Origin of the sequence: Bacillus sp. MHSD_36 (genome assembly GCF_030757775.1) — a bacterium.
Lineage (GTDB): Bacteria > Bacillota > Bacilli > Bacillales > Bacillaceae_G > Bacillus_A.
This window is the reverse complement of the sequence record NZ_JAVBIS010000004.1, coordinates 424,500-447,669: the sequence shown is the minus strand read 5'-3', so window position 1 is coordinate 447,669 and position 23,170 is coordinate 424,500. Positions and strand designations below refer to the sequence as shown.

At 35.3% G+C, this 23,170-nt stretch carries 25 protein-coding genes and 1 other annotated feature; of the genes, 11 read left to right on the top strand and 14 right to left on the bottom strand.

Annotation, left to right across the window (positions count from 1 at the left end; genetic code table 11):
• Nucleotides 1-42 precede the first annotated feature (42 nt).
• On the bottom strand, nucleotides 43-567 hold the full coding sequence (locus Q9B79_RS19365) for a GNAT family N-acetyltransferase (protein ID WP_306186745.1): 525 nt from the start codon (nucleotides 565-567) through the stop codon (nucleotides 43-45).
• A 450-nt stretch (nucleotides 568-1,017) separates the two neighbouring features.
• Between Q9B79_RS19365 and Q9B79_RS19360 the strand changes: the two genes are divergently transcribed.
• On the top strand, nucleotides 1,018-1,404 hold the full coding sequence (locus tag Q9B79_RS19360) for a DUF3938 domain-containing protein (protein ID WP_001077770.1): 387 nt from the start codon (nucleotides 1,018-1,020) through the stop codon (nucleotides 1,402-1,404).
• 189 nt (nucleotides 1,405-1,593) lie between these two features.
• On the opposite strand, the gene Q9B79_RS19355 is transcribed toward Q9B79_RS19360, so the two are convergent.
• The 5 genes from Q9B79_RS19355 to Q9B79_RS19335 form a co-directional block, all read right to left on the bottom strand.
• Nucleotides 1,594-1,734 (bottom strand): DUF3985 family protein, encoded by a 141-nt coding sequence (locus Q9B79_RS19355; RefSeq protein WP_000404783.1) that lies wholly within the window; start codon nucleotides 1,732-1,734, stop codon nucleotides 1,594-1,596.
• Nucleotides 1,735-1,830: 96 nt separating this feature from the next.
• Nucleotides 1,831-2,913, bottom strand: a complete 1,083-nt coding sequence (locus tag Q9B79_RS19350; RefSeq protein WP_306186742.1) for a site-2 protease family protein — start codon at nucleotides 2,911-2,913, stop codon at nucleotides 1,831-1,833.
• Between the two features lie 12 nt (nucleotides 2,914-2,925).
• Nucleotides 2,926-3,633, bottom strand: coding sequence for a DUF3169 family protein (locus Q9B79_RS19345; protein ID WP_306186740.1), 708 nt, complete (start codon nucleotides 3,631-3,633; stop codon nucleotides 2,926-2,928).
• Nucleotides 3,623-3,844: a helix-turn-helix transcriptional regulator gene (locus Q9B79_RS19340; RefSeq protein WP_306186738.1), complete on the bottom strand. Its 222-nt coding sequence runs from the start codon at nucleotides 3,842-3,844 to the stop codon at nucleotides 3,623-3,625. The genes Q9B79_RS19345 and Q9B79_RS19340 overlap by 11 nt, the downstream gene beginning before the upstream one ends.
• Nucleotides 3,845-4,196: 352 nt before the next feature.
• Nucleotides 4,197-4,811 (bottom strand): DedA family protein, encoded by a 615-nt coding sequence (locus tag Q9B79_RS19335; protein WP_306186736.1) that lies wholly within the window; start codon nucleotides 4,809-4,811, stop codon nucleotides 4,197-4,199.
• Nucleotides 4,812-5,224: 413 nt separating this feature from the next.
• On the opposite strand from Q9B79_RS19335, the gene Q9B79_RS19330 reads away from it, so the two are divergent.
• The 6 genes from Q9B79_RS19330 to Q9B79_RS19305 all read left to right on the top strand — a co-directional run bounded on the left by Q9B79_RS19330 (nucleotide 5,225) and on the right by Q9B79_RS19305 (nucleotide 9,979).
• Nucleotides 5,225-5,668, top strand: a complete 444-nt coding sequence (locus Q9B79_RS19330) for a DUF3978 family protein (protein WP_306186734.1) — start codon at nucleotides 5,225-5,227, stop codon at nucleotides 5,666-5,668.
• A gap of 30 nt (nucleotides 5,669-5,698) precedes the next feature.
• A complete protein-coding gene (locus tag Q9B79_RS19325) occupies nucleotides 5,699-6,160 on the top strand; it encodes a L,D-transpeptidase (RefSeq protein ID WP_306186732.1) in 462 nt (153 codons plus the stop codon).
• A gap of 364 nt (nucleotides 6,161-6,524) precedes the next feature.
• Nucleotides 6,525-7,190, top strand: a complete 666-nt coding sequence (locus Q9B79_RS19320) for a response regulator transcription factor (RefSeq protein WP_000148833.1) — start codon at nucleotides 6,525-6,527, stop codon at nucleotides 7,188-7,190.
• Nucleotides 7,168-8,610 carry a sensor histidine kinase gene (locus tag Q9B79_RS19315; RefSeq protein WP_306186729.1) on the top strand — a complete coding sequence of 481 codons (1,443 nt, stop codon included), beginning with the start codon at nucleotides 7,168-7,170 and terminating at the stop codon, nucleotides 8,608-8,610. Before Q9B79_RS19320 ends, Q9B79_RS19315 begins: the two co-directional genes overlap by 23 nt.
• A gap of 139 nt (nucleotides 8,611-8,749) precedes the next feature.
• Nucleotides 8,750-9,652, top strand: a complete 903-nt coding sequence (locus tag Q9B79_RS19310) for an EamA family transporter (protein WP_306186727.1) — start codon at nucleotides 8,750-8,752, stop codon at nucleotides 9,650-9,652.
• Nucleotides 9,653-9,724: 72 nt separating this feature from the next.
• On the top strand, nucleotides 9,725-9,979 hold the full coding sequence (locus tag Q9B79_RS19305; RefSeq protein ID WP_306186725.1) for a hypothetical protein: 255 nt from the start codon (nucleotides 9,725-9,727) through the stop codon (nucleotides 9,977-9,979).
• A gap of 40 nt (nucleotides 9,980-10,019) precedes the next feature.
• Here the strand turns inward: Q9B79_RS19305 and metG are convergent, their stop codons facing one another.
• Nucleotides 10,020-11,654 carry a methionine--tRNA ligase gene (gene metG / locus Q9B79_RS19300; protein WP_306186723.1) on the bottom strand — a complete coding sequence of 545 codons (1,635 nt, stop codon included), beginning with the start codon at nucleotides 11,652-11,654 and terminating at the stop codon, nucleotides 10,020-10,022.
• A 50-nt stretch (nucleotides 11,655-11,704) separates the two neighbouring features.
• Nucleotides 11,705-11,975 (bottom strand) — a binding site (T-box leader).
• A gap of 105 nt (nucleotides 11,976-12,080) precedes the next feature.
• On the opposite strand from metG, the gene Q9B79_RS19295 reads away from it, so the two are divergent.
• The 4 genes from Q9B79_RS19295 (at nucleotide 12,081) to Q9B79_RS19280 (ending at nucleotide 17,330) form a co-directional block, all read left to right on the top strand.
• Nucleotides 12,081-12,908 carry a class I SAM-dependent methyltransferase gene (locus Q9B79_RS19295; RefSeq protein ID WP_306186721.1) on the top strand — a complete coding sequence of 276 codons (828 nt, stop codon included), beginning with the start codon at nucleotides 12,081-12,083 and terminating at the stop codon, nucleotides 12,906-12,908.
• Nucleotides 12,909-13,319: 411 nt separating this feature from the next.
• Nucleotides 13,320-15,014, top strand: a complete 1,695-nt coding sequence (locus tag Q9B79_RS19290; protein ID WP_306186719.1) for a methyl-accepting chemotaxis protein — start codon at nucleotides 13,320-13,322, stop codon at nucleotides 15,012-15,014.
• 189 nt (nucleotides 15,015-15,203) lie between these two features.
• Nucleotides 15,204-16,895: a methyl-accepting chemotaxis protein gene (locus tag Q9B79_RS19285; protein WP_306186717.1), complete on the top strand. Its 1,692-nt coding sequence runs from the start codon at nucleotides 15,204-15,206 to the stop codon at nucleotides 16,893-16,895.
• Nucleotides 16,896-17,012: 117 nt separating this feature from the next.
• Nucleotides 17,013-17,330, top strand: a complete 318-nt coding sequence (locus Q9B79_RS19280; RefSeq protein ID WP_306186714.1) for a metal-sulfur cluster assembly factor — start codon at nucleotides 17,013-17,015, stop codon at nucleotides 17,328-17,330.
• Between the two features lie 195 nt (nucleotides 17,331-17,525).
• Here the strand turns inward: Q9B79_RS19280 and nprB are convergent, their stop codons facing one another.
• From nprB to Q9B79_RS19245, 7 genes are all read right to left on the bottom strand, one after another.
• The gene (gene nprB / locus Q9B79_RS19275) at nucleotides 17,526-19,175 is read right to left on the bottom strand and encodes a neutral protease NprB (RefSeq protein ID WP_306186711.1); all 1,650 of its coding nucleotides are present in this window, start codon (nucleotides 19,173-19,175) and stop codon (nucleotides 17,526-17,528) included.
• 156 nt (nucleotides 19,176-19,331) lie between these two features.
• Nucleotides 19,332-20,030 (bottom strand): pirin family protein, encoded by a 699-nt coding sequence (locus Q9B79_RS19270; RefSeq protein WP_098671172.1) that lies wholly within the window; start codon nucleotides 20,028-20,030, stop codon nucleotides 19,332-19,334.
• Nucleotides 20,031-20,081: 51 nt separating this feature from the next.
• The gene (locus Q9B79_RS19265) at nucleotides 20,082-20,492 is read right to left on the bottom strand and encodes a MarR family winged helix-turn-helix transcriptional regulator (protein WP_306186708.1); all 411 of its coding nucleotides are present in this window, start codon (nucleotides 20,490-20,492) and stop codon (nucleotides 20,082-20,084) included.
• A gap of 112 nt (nucleotides 20,493-20,604) precedes the next feature.
• Nucleotides 20,605-21,039, bottom strand: a complete 435-nt coding sequence (locus Q9B79_RS19260; RefSeq protein WP_306186706.1) for a DUF3920 family protein — start codon at nucleotides 21,037-21,039, stop codon at nucleotides 20,605-20,607.
• 178 nt (nucleotides 21,040-21,217) lie between these two features.
• Nucleotides 21,218-22,417, bottom strand: coding sequence for a cation:proton antiporter (locus tag Q9B79_RS19255; RefSeq protein ID WP_306186704.1), 1,200 nt, complete (start codon nucleotides 22,415-22,417; stop codon nucleotides 21,218-21,220).
• Entirely contained in the window at nucleotides 22,418-22,915 is a 498-nt protein-coding gene (locus Q9B79_RS19250; protein WP_001026071.1) for a cation:proton antiporter regulatory subunit, read from the bottom strand. It abuts the gene before it with no gap.
• A gap of 55 nt (nucleotides 22,916-22,970) precedes the next feature.
• Entirely contained in the window at nucleotides 22,971-23,144 is a 174-nt protein-coding gene (locus Q9B79_RS19245; protein ID WP_166702665.1) for a DUF3405 domain-containing protein, read from the bottom strand.
• Nucleotides 23,145-23,170: the final 26 nt, after the last annotated feature.

Here is a 23,170-nt window from a genome sequence, read left to right as displayed (position 1 = left end):
TCAACTCACGCACCCTTTAGCATAATAAAATCACTACGTTTATTATGACAAATCAGAGGATAGCATTCCATATACAATACTATCTGTCCATTCATCTTTATTCCAAAAATCTTGTATGAAATGTGCTTCCTTTCTCATACCTATTCGCTCACACAATTTTTGTGAAGCGGTATTACGTGCATCAAGATTAGCTTGTATACGATGTACATTACATTCATTAAATAATTTAAATACCAAACTCCTTACTGCTTCTGTTGCCAAACCTCTCCCAGCTACTCCATTTGAAAAACTATAACCAATCTCAACAGTGTCTTTCATATTGGTATACCATACAGATAAATCACCAACTACTTTAGTCTTGTATATAACTGCCAAACTTAATATTGATTCTTTAGTAAGTACATTATTTGCTAGCTTCTTATTAAATCTCTCCTGCATGTCTTCATGAGTCCATTTATTATGTAATAGAAACTTACATGTATCATCATTATTATAAATAGCAAATACATCCTGTAAATCAGTCCTCTTGAAAGGTCTAATTATTAATCTTTCTGTTGTGATCTCCAAGTTAGCTCTCCTCCCTTTCATTCATACTACAAAACATTTTTATAGTATTTAAGTCCCCTTCTTATATCTCATCTTGATTACATATTTCATCATAGTAAATGAAAATCCTTCTTCCACTAAACTGCACCGTTAATGGTATTTCCTTGCGATTTTTATTTTTTACACTTATTACAAAATCAGATAATTCTATTATTACGCCTCTAAATGTGTTATAATGAAAACAGACTCACAAAAAAAGAGTATATAGACTTGGAAGTTTCTCTTATTTTACAAGCAAAAAGAAACGAGCAGTCGGGTATATTTCAGACACCATACACGTAACGGTTTAAAAAACCGATCACTCTTCAATGATCTTTTTATAAAAAGATACGTACAACTAAAACTCACTTCAATATACTATACCTACCTTTTTGACTTCCAAATCATCTTATTACATAAGGAGATGAACATATGAATCAATATATACGATATACAATAGCTGTCCTGTTTGCTATTATCGGCGGAACAATCTGCTTCTGGACAAACACTCAGCTTGGAGAGAATATCATTTTTAATGGAATCGAAACACTTGTAAGCGCTTCAATTTTAGGTGGATACATTTTCTTCCTCTTCAATCCAGAAGAAAATGCGCAAAAAACAATGTTATTAACAATGATTGGAATCGTTGGCGGATGTATCTCCTACTCAATGACTAACTATACATTACCACTTCAATTAAGCTCAGCTTTCTTCCACGGTCTATGGACTTGGTTCATTGCATTCTGCTTAGCAGATGTATTCAACCTATTACAAGACAATGAAGAAGAAAACGGTCGCCAAATTGAAAGTAACTCGTAAGCTGGAAGATGTTCTTCCAGCTTTTTTATTTTGGTGTTGTGCATACCCCAACACCAAAATAAAAAGAAGCTACCTTCACGGCAACTTCTTTTTCACATACCCCACTTAGTATTCACTAAAATATATCAACGATTCTCCAAATATATCGACTTACCGACATCCTTCGACAATCAAAACCTACAACATACCCTATCCCCCAAGCAATTTACTGCCGAACTCTACGATTAAAAAGATAACTAATAGGATCGCGAGTATCTTTAATGCTACATACGCTACTTTAAAAACAGCATAAATGAGCAAGACGATTAAAATAATCGTTAAAATTTCCATTTAGAATTCCTCCAAGCTTTGCTCTTCTTATCTTATTTTACTCGCCTCAAACTTTTTATGGAACGGCATAAGACGACATAGAAAAAAGAGGATACCTCACCCATCGTAAGATACCCTCTCTTTCAACTGCTCAAACCATTCTCTCTCTAATTGTAAATATCCCAGCTCATTCTTTTCAGCATTCTGTAATTCTTTATCGGCTTTCTTCATATACATACGTGAAGCTTCTAGATCATTCTCTACATATGTAACAATCGCTTGTGTGCGATAATACCCGTGTAAGTCTATTTTTGTAACCACCTTCCCATGTTCCTTCGCTTCTTGCAGAGAAAGACGATCCATCTCATAAAGAGCTTTATATAAAAGATACCAACTATGAAAACTACTAACGAAAAATTTATTTTCTTTCGTTACAGGGAGTTTCACGATTTGTTCTACATACGGTATCGCTTGTTCCATTCCATTTTGATCCGAACGAGCAAGGAAGACGAGCATAAGTCCGCTCATAATCTCTCTTATACTTTTATTTTCTTTTAGTTTATCTTCGCTCTGTTCTACTAATCTCTCATTCCAATCTTTCGGCCTCTTATAACTAAATAACTCACTTGATACTTGAATGTTATGTAAATGTCGCTCAGCTCTTGCATCACCTTTAATTAAAATAAGAAATTGCATACCATCACTCATAAGCGTTCCTTTTATCGGCACAATTGTAACCGCAAAGATTGCAAAATGAAAAAAGGAAAAATATAAAAGATATTGATAATAACTCACCATATATATGTAACCGAAAGTAATACCAAATAGTAAACTTGTCATTGGTCCACCTAAAGTCATCCATGCCCATTTTTTTGAAAGGTTCGGTGTTAATTTAGAAGGCGGCATTAACATTGCTACGCCTCCGAAGTACGCCCATAATTTATTTTCTCGAATGCGTACTTTCTCCAGCTCTTTTTGAACAGTAATAGGTCCTACTGTCATAAATTTAAATGTCAAACCACCTATTATGCCGAATACGACATGTCCTAACTCATGAATGATTACCACTAACAGAAAAATACCCAATATTGCCCATATGTTTAACATTATTTCTAATTTCCCAGTTCGGATCACTCCGTATAAAATGGACAGAATTAGCGCCACTGTCAGTGAACCAGCTGGCCTTCTTAAAATATCCACCTTTTTCTCCCCTTAATAAATCATTTTTCTCTGCATTTCGTACATGAATTTTCCGAGATGCAATATCCAAATAAATGAGATTAAGCCAATTAATACAAAGTCGATATCACTAGCCGCCGTATATATAACCGCAGCCCACCATACATATGCCAATATTGTATTCGTAAATTCATACGCTTTATATCCAGCCTCATGCACAATGTGCTTTAATCCTTCATCTGCGTTTTTCGTCCACATTTTCATAGATTCCATATATGTTACACCTTGTTCAGGGTATAACTTATTATAACGATTTTTTATTATGAGCCCGCTAATCACTACAATAGTTAAACAAACAATAGAAGCTACTAAATTCCACACTCCAAATGAAACATTTGTATTCTGCAACAGTGCACGTCTACATGCAATAACTGCATATACAAACCAGGCCTGCGTAACTATATCACCTACACGCAAATACATACTTATAATGCCTAATTTTCTGCCTTGTACACTCTCTTCTTCATCGCGTGCCTCAGCTAACATACGCGTATTCTTCCAAGTGTAGTACATCATTAAGATTCCAAAAACGGTGCATACACCTATAAATGTATTAGATGATAAATTTATAGGTTCATCCGAGAGTAAATCTAAAGCTATATAAGATGTTAAAAAGCCACCCATCATACTTAATGCCATTTTCCCCACAAAATCAAATTGTTTTTTTCGTTTACTCTTCATCATCCTCTTCCCCCTCCACTAACGTGAATATTTCCTCCACCGGTACATTGAAAATATGTGCGATTTTTAACGACAATACGATAGATGGTGCATAATCCCCGCGCTCAATTAAACTAATCGTTTGCCGTGATGATCCAATCGCTATCCCTAAATCCCCTTGTGATAAACGATGCTTTGCTCGCAATTCCCTCACTCGATTTTGAAGCTTCATGTCTTCCCTCTTTTTCATTTATTTAATTAAAATTGTAAATAATATCCTTATTCTTGTCAATTATAATTGTCATTTTGACATTAATACTTGACAAGAATAATCTATGGAATTTTAAACTGATAAAGTGAAACTTTAATCAGTGGGGGTTTTTGTTCATCCCCCACTGATTATTAGTTGAACCAATCGGGCTTTTACGGGCAGTTGATCCCCACCTAACTTCTTTGCTTTCGCTGAATTTTGAGGCGGGAGTCTTACTGCCCGTTAAATGCGGGATAAACAAGAGCTTATTAAAATAAAAAAGGCAGTGCATTTGCACTGCCTTCCTAATTTTTGACATAGAATGGATTCCATATTAACTTGCGTTTTGTAATAATGCTCGTTTTAACTGTTTACGGAAACGAACTCCTAACGTAATTGCTACAATCACAATCACTCCAAAAATGATTTTACCGATGTGACCTTCTAGCGCTCCAAAGATATCATGTAAGTTCCCACCTAACCAGTAACCACCGATTAAGAAGAATGATACCCAAAATAGAGCACCTGAGTAAATTGTAATCGCAAAACGACGGAATGGTAAGTTAATAATTCCTGCAAAATATCCTGTAAAATGACGTACACCAGGAATAAAGAAACCGATAAAAATTAGGAAGTATCCATACTTATCAAACCACATTCTTGTTAAGTCGATTTTTCTTTGTGTTAAAAATACGTATTTCCCATACTTTTGAACAAAGGGCATTCCTAATTTATTTCCTAAAAAGTATTGGATTGTCATTCCTACACTTGTCCCAATAAAGGATAGGATAATTAAAATAGGTAAACTTAAATCACCTTTATGTGCTAAAAATCCCGCATATGCTAACGTTGGCTCTCCCGGAAACGGAAGTGCAATATATTCTAACAGCAAACCAACAAGTACAACATAGTACCCGTATTGCTGAAATAATTCATGAATCCATTCCATGTCATCTCTCCTTTCCATCACGTACAACTTCTTACTATTATTGTATAAAAAAATTGTCGAAATAACTATCACAATAGCTTACATTTTTATTACATTTTTGTAAGGATCACACTAAAATTTCCCGTTCTTTATTTACTTCTATGTACGTTCATTTAAAAACAAATTAACAAATATATACCGAGAGAAACACGGACTTAATATGCATTTTTTATCCATTTTTTAACACTTAACAATCATCTTATTTTGTTCTCAATAAAAAACCACCACAAACTCATACTAACTTCATATTAGCTTCATATACGTATTGTAAGATTATATCGGAATTTGTTGAAAAATTTAACCAATATATGACTAAGCATTAAATTGAATAAATATAAGTCGTTTTTCGAAATTGAAAAAAGGGTGAATAAGAAATGGAAGCTTATAAAATGCACGATTTTATTAATACAAATGTTGAATCTCATCAAAATGAAACCGTTTTTAATTTACACATATGTGAAACAAATGAATTTGACGTAAGTTTAACAAAATCTACAACACTGTCTTTTATCGTTTCAAAAAAGAACATTAAAATCGTTACGAAAAAATGGATTAATTCAAATCAAGAAAGCATGATTGGCAAAAGTTACATCATTCCAACGAAAGCTTTCCACTACTTCTTACCAGTTATTTCTGAAACTGAAGATGAACTAAATATTCAAGTGCAAAGTTTTGGACTACATGGTGAACTTTTATTAAACGAAAGATTGCTCATTGATAAAAACAACAAACAGCATCCAAAGATTACTACCTTCTTTGAAACATTAGATGAAAATGTAAATAAAGTATTAAGAGGTTTGCAAATTCATTGTATGTAAGACTATTACAATAGCAAAAAGGAGAATATAATGAAAAAACTATTATTAAGCGCACTATTATCATTAGGATTTTTAACTATTCCATTCACAAATGCTGAGGCAGCTACAACAAACGCTCAACTAATTGTAAACACGCAGTTAAATAAAATGGATTATTATCAAAATGGAAAATTCATAAAAAGTTTTACTGTTGCTACTGGAAAAACAACTACTCCTACACATAAAGGCACTTTCCAAATCGTAAATAAAATTAAAAATCGTCCTTATTATACAGGCAAAATTAAAGGCGGAGATCCACGTAATCCACTTGGTGACCGTTGGCTCGGACTAAACATGGCAGGAACTTACGGAACAACTTATGCGATTCATGGTACGAACAATAATCAGGCAATCGGTAAATGGACAACACTAGGTTGTATTCGTATGTATAACAATGATATACACTGGTTATTTGAGCGTATTCCCCAGCAAGCTACTGTCACTGTAAAATAACCTAACAACACGATTTACGTGTAGCCAAGAATTTTATGTCTTGGCTTATTTTATTTCTTTATTTACAGTAGCAAAACAACTGTATTTACATATATAATAAGAATAGGTTTCGTTAAACAACATCAAAACATTGATAAACATGGATATTAAAATTATACAGTTATAATATTTTATAAATTTTATAATACATACTATAATAGACTTACTGTAATTCTTAAATATTCAGTTTCACTAAACAACTCCCCTTGCTACTTTCATGATTATTTTATGGCGGGGGCTTATTATATGTATAAAAAATCTCAGTCATCGAAAAAATGATGAATTCGAATATTGCAGTAAAAAGCGTTATTTAGGAGGTGTTACTATGACGCATATACTGGTGATTGAAGACAACCCAGATATACAAGAACTCATTCGTGAATTTCTAATGGCACAAAACTTTACCGTTGATGTCGTTGGCGCTGGAACAGAAGGTATACTTCTTTTCCAAAAAAATTCATACGACCTTGTCCTCCTTGATGTGATGTTACCAGATATAGATGGCTATAGTATTTGTAAAATTATGCGAGGACAATCCGATGTACCGATCATTATGTTAACAGGCTTACATAATGAAGAAAGTGAAATTAAAGGATTTGAATTAGGTATTGATGACTATATTACGAAACCGTTCCATTACACCGTATTTATTAAGCGTGTAGAAGCTGTATTAAGAAGAGCAGCAACGAAGGAAGCAGAAGCTGCAACGATACTGCAATTCCATGAATTGATGTTAAATTCTACAGCCTATGCCGCTTATGTTCATGGTAATCAAATTGAATTGACAACAAAAGAATTTGAGATTATTTATACTTTACTGCAAAATCGGGGAAAAGTATTATCAAGAAGTGATTTGTTGAATAAGGTATGGGGCTATGAACATTATGGTGATGTAAGAGTTATAGATACACATATTAAAAACTTACGAAAAAAGTTAGGAATCCCTTATATTAAAACGGTGAAAGGCATTGGCTACAAAATCGAATCGTAGCAAAGACAACATCACCAAAAATATTTTCATCAAAACCTTATTATTTTGTATTCTTTTATCACTTTGTCTTTATCAAATTATTTACTTCCTAGCTTCAAACTATGATAAAGAACGTTTTGCAAAAGAAAATGGGGCGCTAGCTACAGAACAAGCGGATTCAAATAAACAAAACGACCAAAGTAAAACGAATCAAAATAAAGCTGGATCACAGGGAGACATTTTTAATTTCCAATCTTCTGTTATAGATTATAAATCACTCTCTACAGCTATCAATCACCTTTTGCAGCCTAGCCAAACTGCAAAAGCAAAAGAACATACACAAAATATCACGGGGAAAAATAGCACTTCTGCTCCACTTACAGAAACGGAAAAACAAGTCGCTACTAATGATGCCTTACATAAACAAAATGCAGCAAGTAAAGCAAATGATGCACAAGATAATCCAAAATTAACAGATGTACTGCAGCAATTAGCTCCACATATTGGCGCAACAATGCTTGCACTCTCTCTGCTCGGATCTTTACTTTATGCAAAACTAATTGCTAAACCTTTTCAATATATGAGTGATGCTTTAAAAGATATTATAAATCTTGATTTCACAGATAAAAAGCTACTTAACAAAAATACAGATCAAACAGATTTTAATTTACAAGTAGCTGCTTCACAAGTACCAAATATAGTGAAGAATTTACATGCAAGCAATCAAGATTTAAGAAATGAACTCAAAAAGGAGCAACAATTAGAACAATCTCGTAAAGAATTTATGTCTATGGTTTCCCATGAATTAAAAACACCAATCGCAGCCGTTATGGGGCAACTAGATGGCATGATTCACGGAATTGGAGCTTATAAAGATAGAGATAAATATTTAAAACGTTCCTATGAAATGATGCAAGATATTAACATATTAACGGAAAAAATGTCGGAATTATCCAAAATACAAAATCCTCAATTTAAACCGGATTTAAAAGTTATCTCATTAACTAATATTATTGAGGATGTTATGAAGAAAGTAGATTATTTCGTATCTGTAAAGCAATTAAATGTTCAATCTAACATTAAACAAGATGTACAAGTTTTAGCTGATCCTAAATTTATTCAAACTGCCATTTTTAACATTATTTCAAATGCAATTCATTATACAATTGACCATCAGCATGTATATATAAAGCTTTATGAAAAGCCAAACGGTTACGCATTAGAAGTATTAAATACAGGTTCACAAATTGATGAAGATAAACTTGCCCATTTATTTGAGCCATTCTATCGCGCAAACCCTAACAAACACGGCTTAGTACAAGGTAGTGGTCTTGGGTTATATATTGTGAAACAAATACTAGATAAACATCAATTTCCTTATGGTATACAAAACACACCTCAAGGTGTAAAATGTTCTATTGTATTCCCAAAAGCAATGTAAAAACCTACTACAATTTCATACCCCAAATTCATACTTCGTATGAGTGGCGGAATTTTGTAGAGTATATGACTCTGTTTCGTTCGCCCGTTATCCTTATTTGGATAGCGGGCGTTTTTTATTATGTAAAAGGAGGATTTTCATGGAGAAATTTAAGTATTCATTACTCGTTTTATTCGGAGCTTGTAGCTACGGCGTACTTTCAACTATTTTCAAACTCGGATTTATTGATGGATTTTCAGCACATCAACTATTAGGAGGACAATATGTCTTCGGATGGATCGGACTTCTTCTTCTCGTTCTTTTCGTTTCACGTCATAAAGTAACAAAAAAGCAATTCTTTTCCTTACTAACAGTTGGCACGACAATGAGTATGACCGGTATCTTCTATGCTATTTCTGTAGAAGAACTACCAGCATCTATCGCTGTCGTCCTACTTTTCCAGTTCACATGGATTGGTGTAGTCATTGAGGCAATTGCAAACCGAACATTTCCAAGCCGTGAGAAAGTTATATCTATCCTTATTTTATTTGCTGGAACATTGTTTGCAGGCGGCGTCTTTGAAGGTCTCGGACAAAACTTTTCCACGAAAGGTATTATCTTTGGCCTATTGGCCGCTGTCTCTTTTTCATTCTATGTATTTGCAAGCGGGCGCGTTGCTACAGAAGTTCCGCCTTATACGAAAAGCTTCCTTATGACAACAAGCGCTACTCTTATCGTATGCCTATTCTTCCCGCCAACCTTTTTAACAGACGGTGCCTTGCAAGCCGGTCTTTGGAAATATGCTTTCTTCCTCGGATTATTCGGCGTTGTCGTACCTGTCATTTGTTTTTCAATTGGCGTACCGAAAGTTGGAACAGGACTTGGTACAATACTAGGAGCAGCTGAATTACCGACGGCCATTATCGCTTCTATTACACTTGTACATGAAATTGTAACCTTCATGCAGTGGATTGGGATTATCTTTATATTACTTGGAATTTTCACTCCTCAACTCCTTACGGCTAGGAAAACAAAAAAACATAAAAGCGTGCATAGTGCGTGAAAATAGAAACTTGCATATGAATGTAAATACAGTTACAATGTGGTATAATTTCAAATCTATTTGGAGGTATAAATGACTATTTTAAGCGTAGCCTTTTTTGCTATTATGTGTATCTTCTTCCTAATAAGATATATGAAAGAAAAGAAATTTTACGATTTGCTCCTCATTCCCATTTGCATATATGCTGGGGCAATCAAAACCCCTTTAGTAGAGTACTTAAACTTTAATACTACATTCAAAATAACATATGATATTGCAGCTATTATTCTCGTAATCCTTGCTGTGCTTTTCTTCGTAAAGGATAAGAAAGAAAATCCTACTGCATAACAAAAGACCTTTCATAAATTTGAAAGGTCTTTTCTCTATCTCACTTTACCGCTCCATATAGCTTTTCTATCTCATGCTCAATTTGTTTCACATCAATTCTTTCAAATAGCGGCTGCACACTATCGATTCTATTCGGCAATGTATGTTGAGGTTCCCAATTTCGGTTCACAATCGATAAGGTATTTCTAACTCTTTCACTTGAAAAGGGTAAAAACGGTTCAAGGAGATTTGCAAAATTAGCGATAAGATACACACAGTTGTAAATCGTTTCTTCGCATGAAACTGGATCATCTTCTCGTTGTTTCCAAGGCTGCCTCTCATCAAAGTATTTATTTGCAAAACGTACTGTCTCAAATATTGTTTCTAGCGCTACCTTAAATTTAGTTTGCTCAATCGCCTCTCCTACACTTTTATATAATCCTTCCACTTTATCTTTCAGCTCTACATCAATACTCCCTTTCGGTACAGTACCACCATAATATTTTTCAACAAACTTTAATGTCCGATTCACAAAGTTTCCGTATGCACCTAACAATTCACTATTATGACTGTAAATGAATTCACGCCACGAAAAATCAGTATCACGATTTTCTGGTGCGTTCACTGTTAAAAAGTAACGAATAGAATCTGGGTTGTAGCGTTCTAATATGTCCGGCACCCATACTGCCCAATTTTTACTTGTAGATAATTTTCTTTTTTCAACTGTTAAATATTCATTCGAAACGATATGATGTGGTATTGCTCCTTCTCCTATTCCAAGCAATACCGCTGGCCAAATGATGGAATGAAACGGAATATTATCCTTTCCGTGCACATAATATGTTTTCGCTTCTTTATCCCAAAACTCTTGATCATCTTTCCCTGTTTCCTCAGCCCAATGTTTACTCGCCGAATAATATCCTGTCACCGCTTCAATCCATACGTAAATTTTCTTGTCTTCATACCCTTCTACTGGAATTGGTACCCCGATTGGTAAATCACGTGACACAGCTCTATCTAGTAATCCTTCCTTTACATATCTCTCTGTTAGTTGAATCGCATTGTCGCGCCATGTTCCTGTTTGTTTTGCTGTTTCTACAGCCGCTTTGATTTGCTCCTGAAATGTATGCAATGCGAAATAGAAATGCTCTGTTTCCTGTACGGATGGCGTACTACCACATAACTTACATTTCTTTTCTAACAAATCGAGTGGATCTAAAATAGCTGAACACGCATCGCATTGATCTCCTCTTGCTGCTTCATGGCAATGTGGACAAATGCCTTCTACATAACGATCAGGTAAAAACTGCGTACACGTTTCACAATACGCTTGTTCCACTGTTTTTTTATAAATATAGCCTTCTTCTAATAAACGTAAAAAGACTTTTTGAACCGTTTTATGATGGTGCTCACTATCTGTACGTGTATAACAATCATAAGTAAAACCAAGGCTACGAAAACATCGCTCAAATTCTTCATGATACTTATCAGCAATGATCTTAGCCGTCACACCCTCTTGTTTTGCTCTAATTGCAATCGGTGTTCCATTACAATCACTTCCCGACACATACAACACGTTCTCACCTTTTGCTCGGTAATAACGTGCTAAAATATCTCCAGGTAACAAACTCGCAATATGTCCAAGATGTAACGAACCATTTGCATATGGCCAAGCGCCTCCAATAAAAATACTCACCTTATATTCCTCCTTTTAAATATAAAAAGCCCCGCCCCTATCTTAAAAAAGATAAGGGCGGGGCTGTATAAACAGTCGCGGTACCACCTTATTTCGCTAATTACTCACATAATTAGCCTTAACAAGTACGGAGCTATATGCTCTTATACTGTGGTTTTGATAACGAGTACCAACTCTCGTCGCCGCCTACTATTATCATGTGATAAGTTCAGGACGAAGCTCAAAGGCCATTGTTCAAATGAATATTCTTGCTTCTTCTCAGCTACCGAAGCTCTCTGGAAAGAATGGGTCCATCCTACTTTTCCTTTTCAACGCTTTTATATATAACACGTATTTTACGACTTAATTGCAGAAAAATCAAACTTTAATTCAAAAAGAAAAGGAAATCCCCTTCTCTCATAGAATACCTATACGTTCACGAAAGGAATGATACGATTGAATCAAAAACAACTAAGCGCATGTAATGAAAAAAGCTGGAATGCGGCTGCTTATGAAGCTTGGACGAATCGCCACGGGGCGCCAGCTGATTATGCGAAAAAGCTTATAGAAGATCCCGTGCGCGAAGTAAATCACTATTTACCTTACATACAATCTCCAAAAGGAAAACGTATTATTAATTTACTCGGTTCAAAAGGCAATAAAGCCGTTGCTCTCGCTCTTTTAGGAGCTGACGTAACAGTTGTTGATATTTCAGCCAGTAATGCAAAATATGCAAATGAACTTGCGGAAGCAGCAGGTGTCTCTATCCAGTATGTCGTTTCTGATGTATTACATGCGCCGCTCTCCGAATCATTTGATATCGTATTGCTGGAACTTGGTGTACTCCATTACTTTCTAGATTTAAAACCTCTCTTTCAAAAAATTGCTACCTTACTGAAAGAAAATGGAATGCTTATCCTTCGTGACTATCATCCTGTTTACACGAAATTATTAGGGGGCGACCACCCATCATTTCGGGCTAATGGAAATTATTTCGATGAAGAATTAATGGAAGATGATGTTGCTTATAGCATTCTTCTTACAGAAGCGCAGAAAGAATCGTTACCTAAAACAACCATCCGTCGCTGGACGCTAGGCGAAATTATTACAACACTTGCAGAAGCACATTTTAAAATTGAAAAACTAGTTGAAGAACACGGGGCTCATCAACGGTGGGTCTTCCCTCCTACTGCACCGGAAGGAATGGAAGAGCGTGTGCCCGGTTTATATACATTAATTGCGACAGCATGCAAAAAAGGATCCCTTCACGGATAGGATCCTTTTTGCATGCTCACGCATATAAGTTGAGGTTGGAGATTACCATAATTCTGTAGAATAGGACACAAGATATTTCAACATTTCGTCTCTGACTTACGTCGTCAAAAAGGGGTATGACCAACATAACGAAGAGTAATGTTTTAGTTGATACTGATAATCGTTATCAACTAATTAGAAGTATACATGATGTTATTTCAAATTACAATAGGATTTCTAATTTTTATTTATGAATTTTTTGATATACAAATGTATACATTTTAAGAACATTTACTCATACTGATTTGCTATCTTCCATTATCTGCTATAATTTTCATTGAACAGATTAATAACTTCATAATAATGTTTTTATTAATTCTGCATTAACATTTATAAATCATAATAAACAGTTTTAAAAAGGTAGGGGTAACGATGAAATATGTTAGCATTCGAAAAAAACTACTCTTCACACTCTTAAGCATTTGTTCCTTATTTAGCATTGCTCTTATTGTTATTCTTTCATTCGCTATGAATCAAGCAAATGAAGTCGAAACCTTAAAAAATGATGTATCAAAAAGAGCAACCATTTTAAAAGAACGGGGCGATTGGTTCCAAGCACAAGTTGCTGGCTTACAAGAATATTTACTGTCACATGATCAAAAAGGATTAGATAAATTCAACCGAGAAGGAAAAAAACTAGCCGATACTAGAGAAAAAGTAACAATTGATAAAAAGCTCCCTGAAGGAATGAAAGAAGCAATTTTAATGGGGGCAAAATGGCGGAGCGTCGTAGATAATGAAGTCCTCCCGCTCGCTCGTGAAGGAAAATGGGATGAAGCATCCAAAATCGCTTTAGCTCAAACTGATTATGTAAACGACCTTTTAAGTCGTTTTACTAAATATGCAAATGAAGAAAATGATAAACGTGACGCATTAATTGCTGACGTAGAGTCTTCTTCATCTCTTATTCAATATATTATTTTCTTCTCCCTCATTACATGTACAATAACGGCGATTGTATTAGCATGGTGGTTCTCTGGTAAACTCGTTAAACCGATACGACAAATTGATGAGAAATTAAAAGAATTAGCTTCTCAAGATGGCGATTTAACAGCTAGATTGCACGTAACGAGTAAAGATGAAATCGGTGATATCGCCAATTCCTTTAATCAAATGCTCACTAACTTACAACGTATTATACAACAAGTGCAACAAACATCAACAAGTGTAAAAGAAGCATCTGAAAATGTGTTTATTGAAACAACTGCTTCTATGGAAAACACAGCAAAAACCGAGGAAACTATGAATGCTCTTGAACATAATATTCGTTCACAGGTTTCCAGCATTGAAGAAAGTTCAACTGCAATGGACGATATGGCAACGAGTGTTCAGCGTATTGCAGAATCCGCCTCTTCTGTTGCTAGCCTAGCTGTTACAACTTCAGAAAAAGCAGATAGTGGGAATAAAGTCATTGAGAAATCTATTACACAAATGCATACCATTAATGATGCTGTTAATGCTACATCACAAGTAGTAGAGCGACTCATTACGCACACCAATCATATTGATACTGCACTGCAATCTATTTCTAATATAGCGGAACAAACAAATTTACTCGCTTTAAATGCTTCAATTGAAGCAGCCCGTGCTGGCGAACACGGAAAAGGGTTCGCTGTTGTTGCCGATGAAGTGCGAAAACTTGCTGAACAATCTCAATTAGCAGCAACTGATATTAACCATTTACTTCATCAAATTCAAGCAGATACAAAAATAGCAAATGAAATGATGGAGCAAGGTCAATCAGAGGCTTCTGAAGGAATTACAGTCATTCGTACCGCTGGATCTTCATTCTCAGAAATTGTTAACCACATTAACAAAGTCTCTACACAAATACAAGAAATGTCTGCAACTGCTGAAGAAATGGCCGCAAGTTCTGAAGAAATGAATGCAGCTTTAAATAACATTGCTTCTATTTCAAGTGAAGTTGCCGCCGAAACATCACAAACAGCAACTTCAGCTGGTGACCAAGTAAACAAAATGAGTGTCGTCGCTAAAAAAGCGTCTGAAATGAAATCGACTGTACAAGAACTTGAAGTTCTCGTTTCTCATTTCAAAACAAATGCTTAAAGTGAGAAAAAGGGAGATCTACAGTCTCTCTTTTTCCAATTTAAAATATCTCTTTCTATCTCTCATTCCGTCTGCTATAATTCCTAAAGGAAAGAAGAAAGCTTTATTCCAGACGGAGTAAAGCTTTCTTTCAATTTCTTACATTAATTAATTCTAATACTATGATTTCACAAAGGAGGCTTTTATCATATGAGTTTTATTAGCATTCGAAAAAAACTAATGTTCATGATGGGAACGATTTGCGCTTTATTTGGTATCGCCCTAGCTTTTATTTTATTTTTTGCTATCGACCAAACTCGTCAAGCTGAAGCATTACAAAAAGAGATTTCTCCCCTTGCAACACAATTAAAAGAGCGCGGGGATGCTTATCAAGTACAGCTCTCTGCTTTAAGAGGGTATTTATTACAACATGATCAAGTTGAATTTGATAAGTTTAATTCGATGAGTAAAGAGCTTGAGAATACAAAAGATAAGCTTCTTTCTAATCCAAATGTTTCTGAGTCCATGAAAAATACAATGGAATCAGGATCCACTTGGAGAAAATTTATTGAAGAAAAAGTTTTCCCTCTCGCAAAAGAACAAAAGTGGGACGAGGCTTTACAAGTAGCTTATGCAGAAAATGGTACTGTTTATAAAGTAATTGGTGACTTCACAAATTATAGTAATGAACAAGCTAAGTTACGTGATCAATCTATCAAAAAAATTGATCAATCTTCACTACAAATTGAATATGTTGTCTTCTTATCACTTGTTATTTGTATTATCGTAGCTATCGCTCTTGCATGGTGGTTCTCTGGTAAACTTGTAAAACCAATTCAGCAAATTGATAGTAAACTAAAAGAATTATCATCTCAAGAAGGTGACTTAACAGCCCGCCTACAAGTAAATAGTAATGATGAAATTGGGACAATCGCAACATCATTTAATAAAATGTTAGAAAACCTACAACATATCATCAATCGTGTTCAAAAAACATCTGTGGAAGTACAAAACGCTTCTGAAAATATGCTAGAAAAGACGAATATATCACGCGAGGCAACAATAAAAGTTCAAAGCTCAATGTCTAGCTTGAATGCAAGTATTCAAGCTCAATCTGCTAGCATGGAAGAAAGTTCAACTGCAATGGACGATATGACAGTAAGCGTTCAGCGCATTGCTGAATCTGCGACATCTGTAACTGAACTTGCTGTAGCTACATCGGAACAAGCTAATGATGGAAGTACTGTTATTCAAAAATCCGTTTCACAAATGACAACGATACACGACGCGGTAAATGCTACTTCAGAAGTGGTCGAACGTCTAATCACTCACACGAAATATATTGATACAGCTGTACAATCTATTTCTAATATTGCAGAGCAAACAAACTTACTTGCTTTAAATGCATCTATCGAAGCAGCTCGTGCTGGTGAACAAGGGAAAGGCTTCGCTGTCGTAGCTGACGAAGTTCGAAAACTTGCTGAACAATCTAAAACGGCGGCAACAGATATTAACCAATTACTACATCAAATTCAACAAGATACTGAAACTGCGAGTTCTATGATGTCCCAAGGCCGTTCGGAAGCATTTGAAGGCATTCATGTTATTCGTGAAGCCGGTAATTCTTTCACAACGATTGTGGAGCAAGTAAATAAAGTATCTACTCAAATGCAAGACATCTCAGCAACTGCTGAAGAAATGGCTGCAAGTGCTGAAGAAATGAACGCTTCCCTGAATAACATCGCTTCTATTTCGACTGAAGTATCCAGTGAAACAGCGGCAACAGCACAATCTGCTGAGCAAAAAGTCATTACGATGAATGAGATGACACAAACAGCTAAACAAATGAAACAAACAGTTGAAGAATTAGATCAACTCGTATCACATTTTAAAACTGAATAGACATCCAAAAATACCCCTCTTCCAAGAGGGATATTTTTTTGAGCTCATTTCCTGCACTTTATACATATATCAGTTATAATGAGAATCGATATCATTAATATGTAGGGGGTGCTACACATGTCACAACAAGCATTTGAAGAAAAGTTATATGCAAACTTAGAAGCTGTTATTGACCCTGAACTCGGTGTTGATATTATCAATCTTGGATTAGTTTATGACGTTGCGGCAGATGAAAATAATAATGCTGTCATTACGATGACAATGACTTCTATCGGTTGTCCAATGGCTGGGCAAATTGTATCAGATGTAAAAAAAGTATTATCAACGAACGTACCTGAAGTCAATGAAATAGAAGTAAATGTCGTTTGGAATCCGCCCTGGTCTAAAGAACGTATGTCACGTATGGCGAAAATCGCATTAGGTATTCGCGACTAAATAAAGTGAAACTTTAATCAGTGGGGGTTTTCTTCATCCCCCACTGATTATCAGCCCTCACCAATCGGACTTTTATGGACAGCCCGACCCCCACCTAAATTCTTTGCTTTCGCTGCATTTTGAGGTGGGGGGCTTACTGCCCATTAAAATGGGATAAAGAAAGACCTGACATCCTAGTCAGGTCTTTTTCTCTTATTATTTTACGCCTACTGCATCATAAGCTTTCGTTACAGCTTGTACAGCTTTAGAGTTTTTACCATATAAGTCTTCAGCAGACTGAAGTGCCGCTTGACGCATCATCTTAAAGTCAGAGTTTGCAGTTAAGTATTTCGTAAGAGCACGGTAATAAATTTTCTCTGTCGCTTCACGGCCTACTCCTGTTACTTTCACGCCGTAATGCTCTCCGCCTTCAGATACTAAGTATGCAGCTTTATTGTTAATACTACTGTTAATATGAACGCCGCCATTATCAGCTGTTCCAGTGTAACGTTTATTGTAATGATCTGGGTAACCTTCACCTGGTTTTAATGGATTTGGAATAGACGCTGGATCTTTCAGAGAACGAAGTGCATCACCAGGTTTATCAGGTGTATAAATGTCAGCACCTAAATCCCAGCTCTTCTTCTCAACCATAACACCCATAATATCAGATAACGATTCATTTAACGCACCTGACTCATTTTTGTAAACAAGATTTGCTGTATGTTCAGTTACAGCATGCGTTAATTCGTGACCGATAACATCTAGTCCAGCAGATAATGGAATGAATGTTTTTCCATCGCCATCACCATACATCATTTGCACACCGTTCCAAGCTGCGTTATTCCAAGCTGTACCTACGTGAACAGTAGAAATTAGCTTCGCACCTTTATCATCGAAAGAGTTACGATTAAATGTCTTTTTGTAGTAATCATATACTTTTCCTGCATTCACATGCGCATCAACTGCAGCTTTATCTTCGAAGAACTTAGATTTACTTTCAACTTCTTCTCCTGTATATCCAAGCCATTGTGAGAATAAATTAAACCAGTTTTCATCCATATTTTCTGCATCAAACGTATGGATACCTTGTCCTCTTTTACCGTCAAATAAGTTGAATGCTCCTGTTTTCTCATCTTGAGCAATTTCAAATGATTGTCTAGCACCTAATACTCCGTAACCGAATCCTGTAATGTGATCTACAGCATTATATTTCTCAATTACATTTCCATTTGTCGCATCGACAAAATAATGCCAATATCCTGGAGCTGGCTTTGAAATCGATGCTTTCACTAAATATGCAAGATAGTAATTTCCATCTTTTTCATACACATATAAATCTTTTTTTACACCGTCATAATTCTTTACTTTACCAACTTCTTTTTCAATATCTGCCTTTGTAATCGTTTCTGCTTGCTCTGCGCTAATATTTGCAAACGCAGGGATATTTTTATCATCTAAATTCGGAATAACTTGTCCGAAGAATGCTTTTACATTATTCTCTTTATCTAGTGTAACAGTTTGATCTGAACCATACACAGGAATGTTATTATGTTTCTCAACTAGCTTCACGTGTGTTGTGCCGGATTCAGCATCTTTTTCCTCCCCAACGACATTGAAATGTTTATCAATATTTCCTGCTAATTTGAACATATCTTTCTTACTCTCTAAATATTGAAAGACCGTTTCTTTTTTATCTAGTCCTTCTGGCGCTTTCCATTCTTCACCTATGTATGCAGGTGTTTTAAACTCTTGATGATATTGAATTTTTTGTTCTTCCGCTTTCGTTGTCGTTGCTCCAAATGTTCCAAATCCCCCGGCGATAACAGTTAACGCTAATGCTGATGAAATGACTTGCTTTTTCACTATAACATTCCCCATTCCCATAAAGATTTTTGACACTTTTATACAATTCTTGTTTTTCAAGGTGATACCTTTACCGAAAATTTGAGAAAGTTTTTTCTGACAATTCCACTCAAAAAAAGAAGACATCTATCGGATGTCCTCTTTTCTATAAACCTTTTATTGTTTTTTCAATTCAATTGCTAAATAATGAGATTGCTCTTTCGCTTCAATATGAATATCTTCTTCCACCGCTTCTGCTGCATCACGCATAACAAGATTTTCACCATTGATTACACTACTTCCTTCAATTTGTACAAGATACAATTGACGGCCTTCTTTCACAGGAAAACGAATTTCTTTTCCAGCATCTAACGATAAAGCATATAAATTCGCATCTTGGTGAATTTGAATTGGTGCCTCTCCTTCTAATGGAGATACCATATGAAACCATTCGTTTTCACGTTTGCTCCAATCAAATTTAAACTCACCATAGTTTGGTTTATGATCCGCACGGTCTGGTAAAATCCAAATTTGTAGTAAACGTAATGTTTCATTTCCTAAATTATGCTCACTATGAAATACACCTGTGCCAGCACTCATATATTGAACATGTCCTCGCTCAATTGTTCCGCGGTTCCCCATGCTATCCTCATGTGTTAAAGCACCATCTACAACGTACGAAATGATTTCCATATCACGGTGCGGATGCATATCAAAACCAGTTTGTGCTGCTACTAGGTCATCGTTAATTACACGTAATGCACCGAAGTTCATGTTATTAGGATTATAATAATTCGCAAATGAAAAATGAAAATGTGTATTTAGCCAACCGTGATTTGCTCTTCCCATATTTTTATGATCAACTTTTCTAAACATACCCTTCACCTCATATTATCTCGAATTCAAGATTTATTTTAAAATTTTTTCTCATTGTAACTTTTTTAGTAATTGTAATAATTGCTGTTGTTCTTCTACATTTAAATTTTGAAACTGATCCGCTTGAAATGTTTCTTGAGGCGGGACAATTTCTTCATATAAAGCTTTTCCCTTTTCTGTTAACGAAATATATTTTGTAGTACCTTCTTGTTCACGACGAATCCACTCCAGCTGCTCCATTTTATTTAAAAGCTGTGTGATATTTCCCTTCGTAACAAATAGCTTATTCCCAAGCTCTTGCTGCGTTAAACGACCATGTCCCCCAACTTGAGCTAATACATCAAATTGAGCGGCAGATACATTCCATTCTTTCAAATGCTGATTTGTCTCACGAATACTTTTGTTATAAAAACGTGATAAACGAAACCATAATAGTAATCCGAGCCTATCTTCTGTTTTCATTTCATCACCTCGCTCGTTTCATACCATTAGTTTAGAACTAAACTTTATAAAAGTCAATCACTTATTTTTAGTAAGCACAAGAGGAAGCACAGCGCCATTTCTCCACCATGCTTTACATTAACTTTCTATTTTTATATTCATTTAGCTTCCTCTCCGCGAACGTACTCGCATCTTTCTCAATCCATCTATCTTCGTACAATTCACTTCCAACATATAATACTTCTCTCTTATGTTGCATCGCATGGCGGAATTCATGCAGTAGTGTTTTGAGAACTTGCTCATACTCTTCCCACATACAAACAAAAATTAATTGTTTTTCTTTATGATAAAAACCACCTACTGGGAATAAAAATTCCTCTTCTTCTTCTCCTAATGATAGAAGGACATGATTCGCATCACACGTATCACAAAAAATAACTGGCGTTTTACATACTTCAATCAGCGAAAACAAATCGTCTCTAAGCCTTTTGACATCCCAAGGAAGCTCCGAATCCAACACATACCAATTCTCCACCTGTTGATATACATTTTGAAACTGGAGTTCCATTTCTCTTTATTCCCCTTTCCAAGCACCCTTTTTCTATATGTATGCCACAATATGGTAAATATTAAACGTATTCTTTCATCCTTAAAAAAATGCCAATAAAAAAGGAATCTATGTCGACATAGATTCCTTTTCCGTAATCACTTTTTCAAAAATATCTTGTACTTTTATTTTTTAAAATTTAGCCTTTCTTCGTATCCCACTTAAAGATTTTATTTAAAAATTTATATACATTCTTTGACTCTTTCGTCAGAAGTGGACCTAAGATGGATAGTATAAGCACGTATAGTGCTGAGAATGGTTTCAAGACTGACATTAAACCACCGGCGATACCGATGTTAGCCATAATGATGGAAAATTCTCCTCTTGAAACGATTGTTAATCCAATATTTGTTGACGCTTTATGAGATAATCCAGCTTGTCGCCCTGCAATCATCCCTGCTACAAAGTTTCCGATGATTGTAAGAAGGACAGCACCTAACGTTAACCATATCGCTCCTCCTAATGAGAACGGATCGATACTTAATCCGAAACTGAAGAAGAAAATAGCTCCGAAAAAGTCTCTAAATGGAACAACGAGATGTTCAATTCTATCACTGTGCTCTGTCTCGGAGAAAACTAACCCTAAAAGAAGTGCCCCAATTGCTTCGGCAACGTGAATTGTTTCCGAGAATCCTGCAATAAAGAATAAGGAAGCAAATACTACAATAATGAAAATTTCATCCGAACTAATATTGAGCAATTTATTTAATAACGGCGTCGCCTTTCTAGCTACAATAAAGAATAGAAGCATGTATCCTAAAGCAATTCCAATTGAGGTAAGAGCACCTAGGAAGGAAGCATGATCCCCTAGAACTAAGCCTGAAACGACTGATAAATATACAGCAAGGAATATATCTTCGAACATAATAATTCCTAAAATTAATTCGGTCTCATTATTACCAGTTCTTCTTAAATCCACTAACACCTTTGCAACGATAGCGCTAGAAGAAATCGTAATAATACCCGCAATAATTAAGATTTCTAGTAAAGGGAATCCCATTATAAATCCGTATAATAACCCAAGTGAAAAGTTAATTAAAATATAGATCGTTCCGCCAATCGCAATAGAACGTCCAGATTTAATTAGTTTTTTCATGGAAAACTCTAGTCCTAGATAGAACAGAAGGAACAGAACACCAATCCGTCCAAGGAAGGAAATGACACTTGCACTTTCAATAAACTTGAAATCGATAACACCTATTGTCGGCGCGTGTGGTCCTACTAACATCCCAAGAACAATTAGAAACGGAATGACTGAGAATTTAAACTTTCCAGCAATTACTGCCGCAATTGCAACTAATACTAACGCTGTACCAACTTCAAAAATTAACGTATCCATCTAGTCAGTCCCCCTATTCGAAAGTAACTCATTAATAATTTTTTTGATTTCTTCTCTCTCGCCTGAAACTACAAGCATATCGCCTTCTTCAATTACCGTTTCTGGCCCTGGATTAAATAGCTTTTTCATATTCTTTTTCATAACTGCAATGATCGTTACGCTATATGTTTTTCTTATTTCAAGATCACCGATTGTTTTTCCAAGTGCTGGAGCAGCATTCTCCACTTTAAACCATTCAATCGCTAAACCTTCAAAGACCATTTCAACATTTTCTAATGCTCTCGGCTTATATACCATTCCACCTAATATTGCTGCGATTTGTCTTGCCTCTGAGTCACGTAATGAAATACTTGAGATACTTTCTTCATGGTCTGAATCAAAATGATACATTTCTCTACGCCCGTCATCATGAATGACAATTACCATCTTTTCGTTACCTTTCGTAACGATTTGAAATTTGTAACCAATACCCGGAAGTTCACTTTCTCTAATATTCATATTTAGCTCCTCCACAACAATTTTTATTTGAATTCTCTGTTTTTCTGTCTTTTATTCATCCAATTAACTTTAGAAATTCTAACCATTCAGGATACATGTGATTTGGAAATCTTTTATTGTAATAATAAGTGGCTCCTAAAAAGATACTTAAAGATGAAATGATAAAAAATATATTACTTCTCATTTTCAAACTCTTAAGGCTTACTTTCAATAAAGTTTCTTCTTTCAAATTATCCCCTCTTTCTCGCTTTACAT

Bases quoted from the DNA above. Each gene is read 5' to 3' on its own strand.
- Q9B79_RS19295 (WP_306186721.1), top strand. From the start codon at position 12,081: ATGATACGATTGAATCAAAAACAACTAAGCGCATGTAATGAAAAAAGC.
- Q9B79_RS19325 (WP_306186732.1), top strand. From the start codon at position 5,699: ATGAAAAAACTATTATTAAGCGCACTATTATCATTAGGATTTTTAACT.
- Q9B79_RS19255 (WP_306186704.1), bottom strand. From the start codon at position 22,417: ATGGATACGTTAATTTTTGAAGTTGGTACAGCGTTAGTATTAGTTGCA.
- Q9B79_RS19280 (WP_306186714.1), top strand. From the start codon at position 17,013: ATGTCACAACAAGCATTTGAAGAAAAGTTATATGCAAACTTAGAAGCT.
- Q9B79_RS19360 (WP_001077770.1), top strand. From the start codon at position 1,018: ATGAATCAATATATACGATATACAATAGCTGTCCTGTTTGCTATTATC.
- Q9B79_RS19335 (WP_306186736.1), bottom strand. From the start codon at position 4,811: ATGGAATGGATTCATGAATTATTTCAGCAATACGGGTACTATGTTGTA.
- Q9B79_RS19270 (WP_098671172.1), bottom strand. From the start codon at position 20,030: ATGTTTAGAAAAGTTGATCATAAAAATATGGGAAGAGCAAATCACGGT.
- Q9B79_RS19330 (WP_306186734.1), top strand. From the start codon at position 5,225: ATGGAAGCTTATAAAATGCACGATTTTATTAATACAAATGTTGAATCT.
- Q9B79_RS19265 (WP_306186708.1), bottom strand. From the start codon at position 20,492: ATGAAAACAGAAGATAGGCTCGGATTACTATTATGGTTTCGTTTATCA.
- Q9B79_RS19310 (WP_306186727.1), top strand. From the start codon at position 8,750: ATGGAGAAATTTAAGTATTCATTACTCGTTTTATTCGGAGCTTGTAGC.
- Q9B79_RS19355 (WP_000404783.1), bottom strand. From the start codon at position 1,734: ATGGAAATTTTAACGATTATTTTAATCGTCTTGCTCATTTATGCTGTT.
- Q9B79_RS19285 (WP_306186717.1), top strand. From the start codon at position 15,204: ATGAGTTTTATTAGCATTCGAAAAAAACTAATGTTCATGATGGGAACG.
- Q9B79_RS19260 (WP_306186706.1), bottom strand. From the start codon at position 21,039: ATGGAACTCCAGTTTCAAAATGTATATCAACAGGTGGAGAATTGGTAT.
- Q9B79_RS19345 (WP_306186740.1), bottom strand. From the start codon at position 3,633: ATGAAGAGTAAACGAAAAAAACAATTTGATTTTGTGGGGAAAATGGCA.
- Q9B79_RS19290 (WP_306186719.1), top strand. From the start codon at position 13,320: ATGAAATATGTTAGCATTCGAAAAAAACTACTCTTCACACTCTTAAGC.
- Q9B79_RS19320 (WP_000148833.1), top strand. From the start codon at position 6,525: ATGACGCATATACTGGTGATTGAAGACAACCCAGATATACAAGAACTC.
- Q9B79_RS19340 (WP_306186738.1), bottom strand. From the start codon at position 3,844: ATGAAGCTTCAAAATCGAGTGAGGGAATTGCGAGCAAAGCATCGTTTA.
- Q9B79_RS19305 (WP_306186725.1), top strand. From the start codon at position 9,725: ATGACTATTTTAAGCGTAGCCTTTTTTGCTATTATGTGTATCTTCTTC.
- Q9B79_RS19250 (WP_001026071.1), bottom strand. From the start codon at position 22,915: ATGAATATTAGAGAAAGTGAACTTCCGGGTATTGGTTACAAATTTCAA.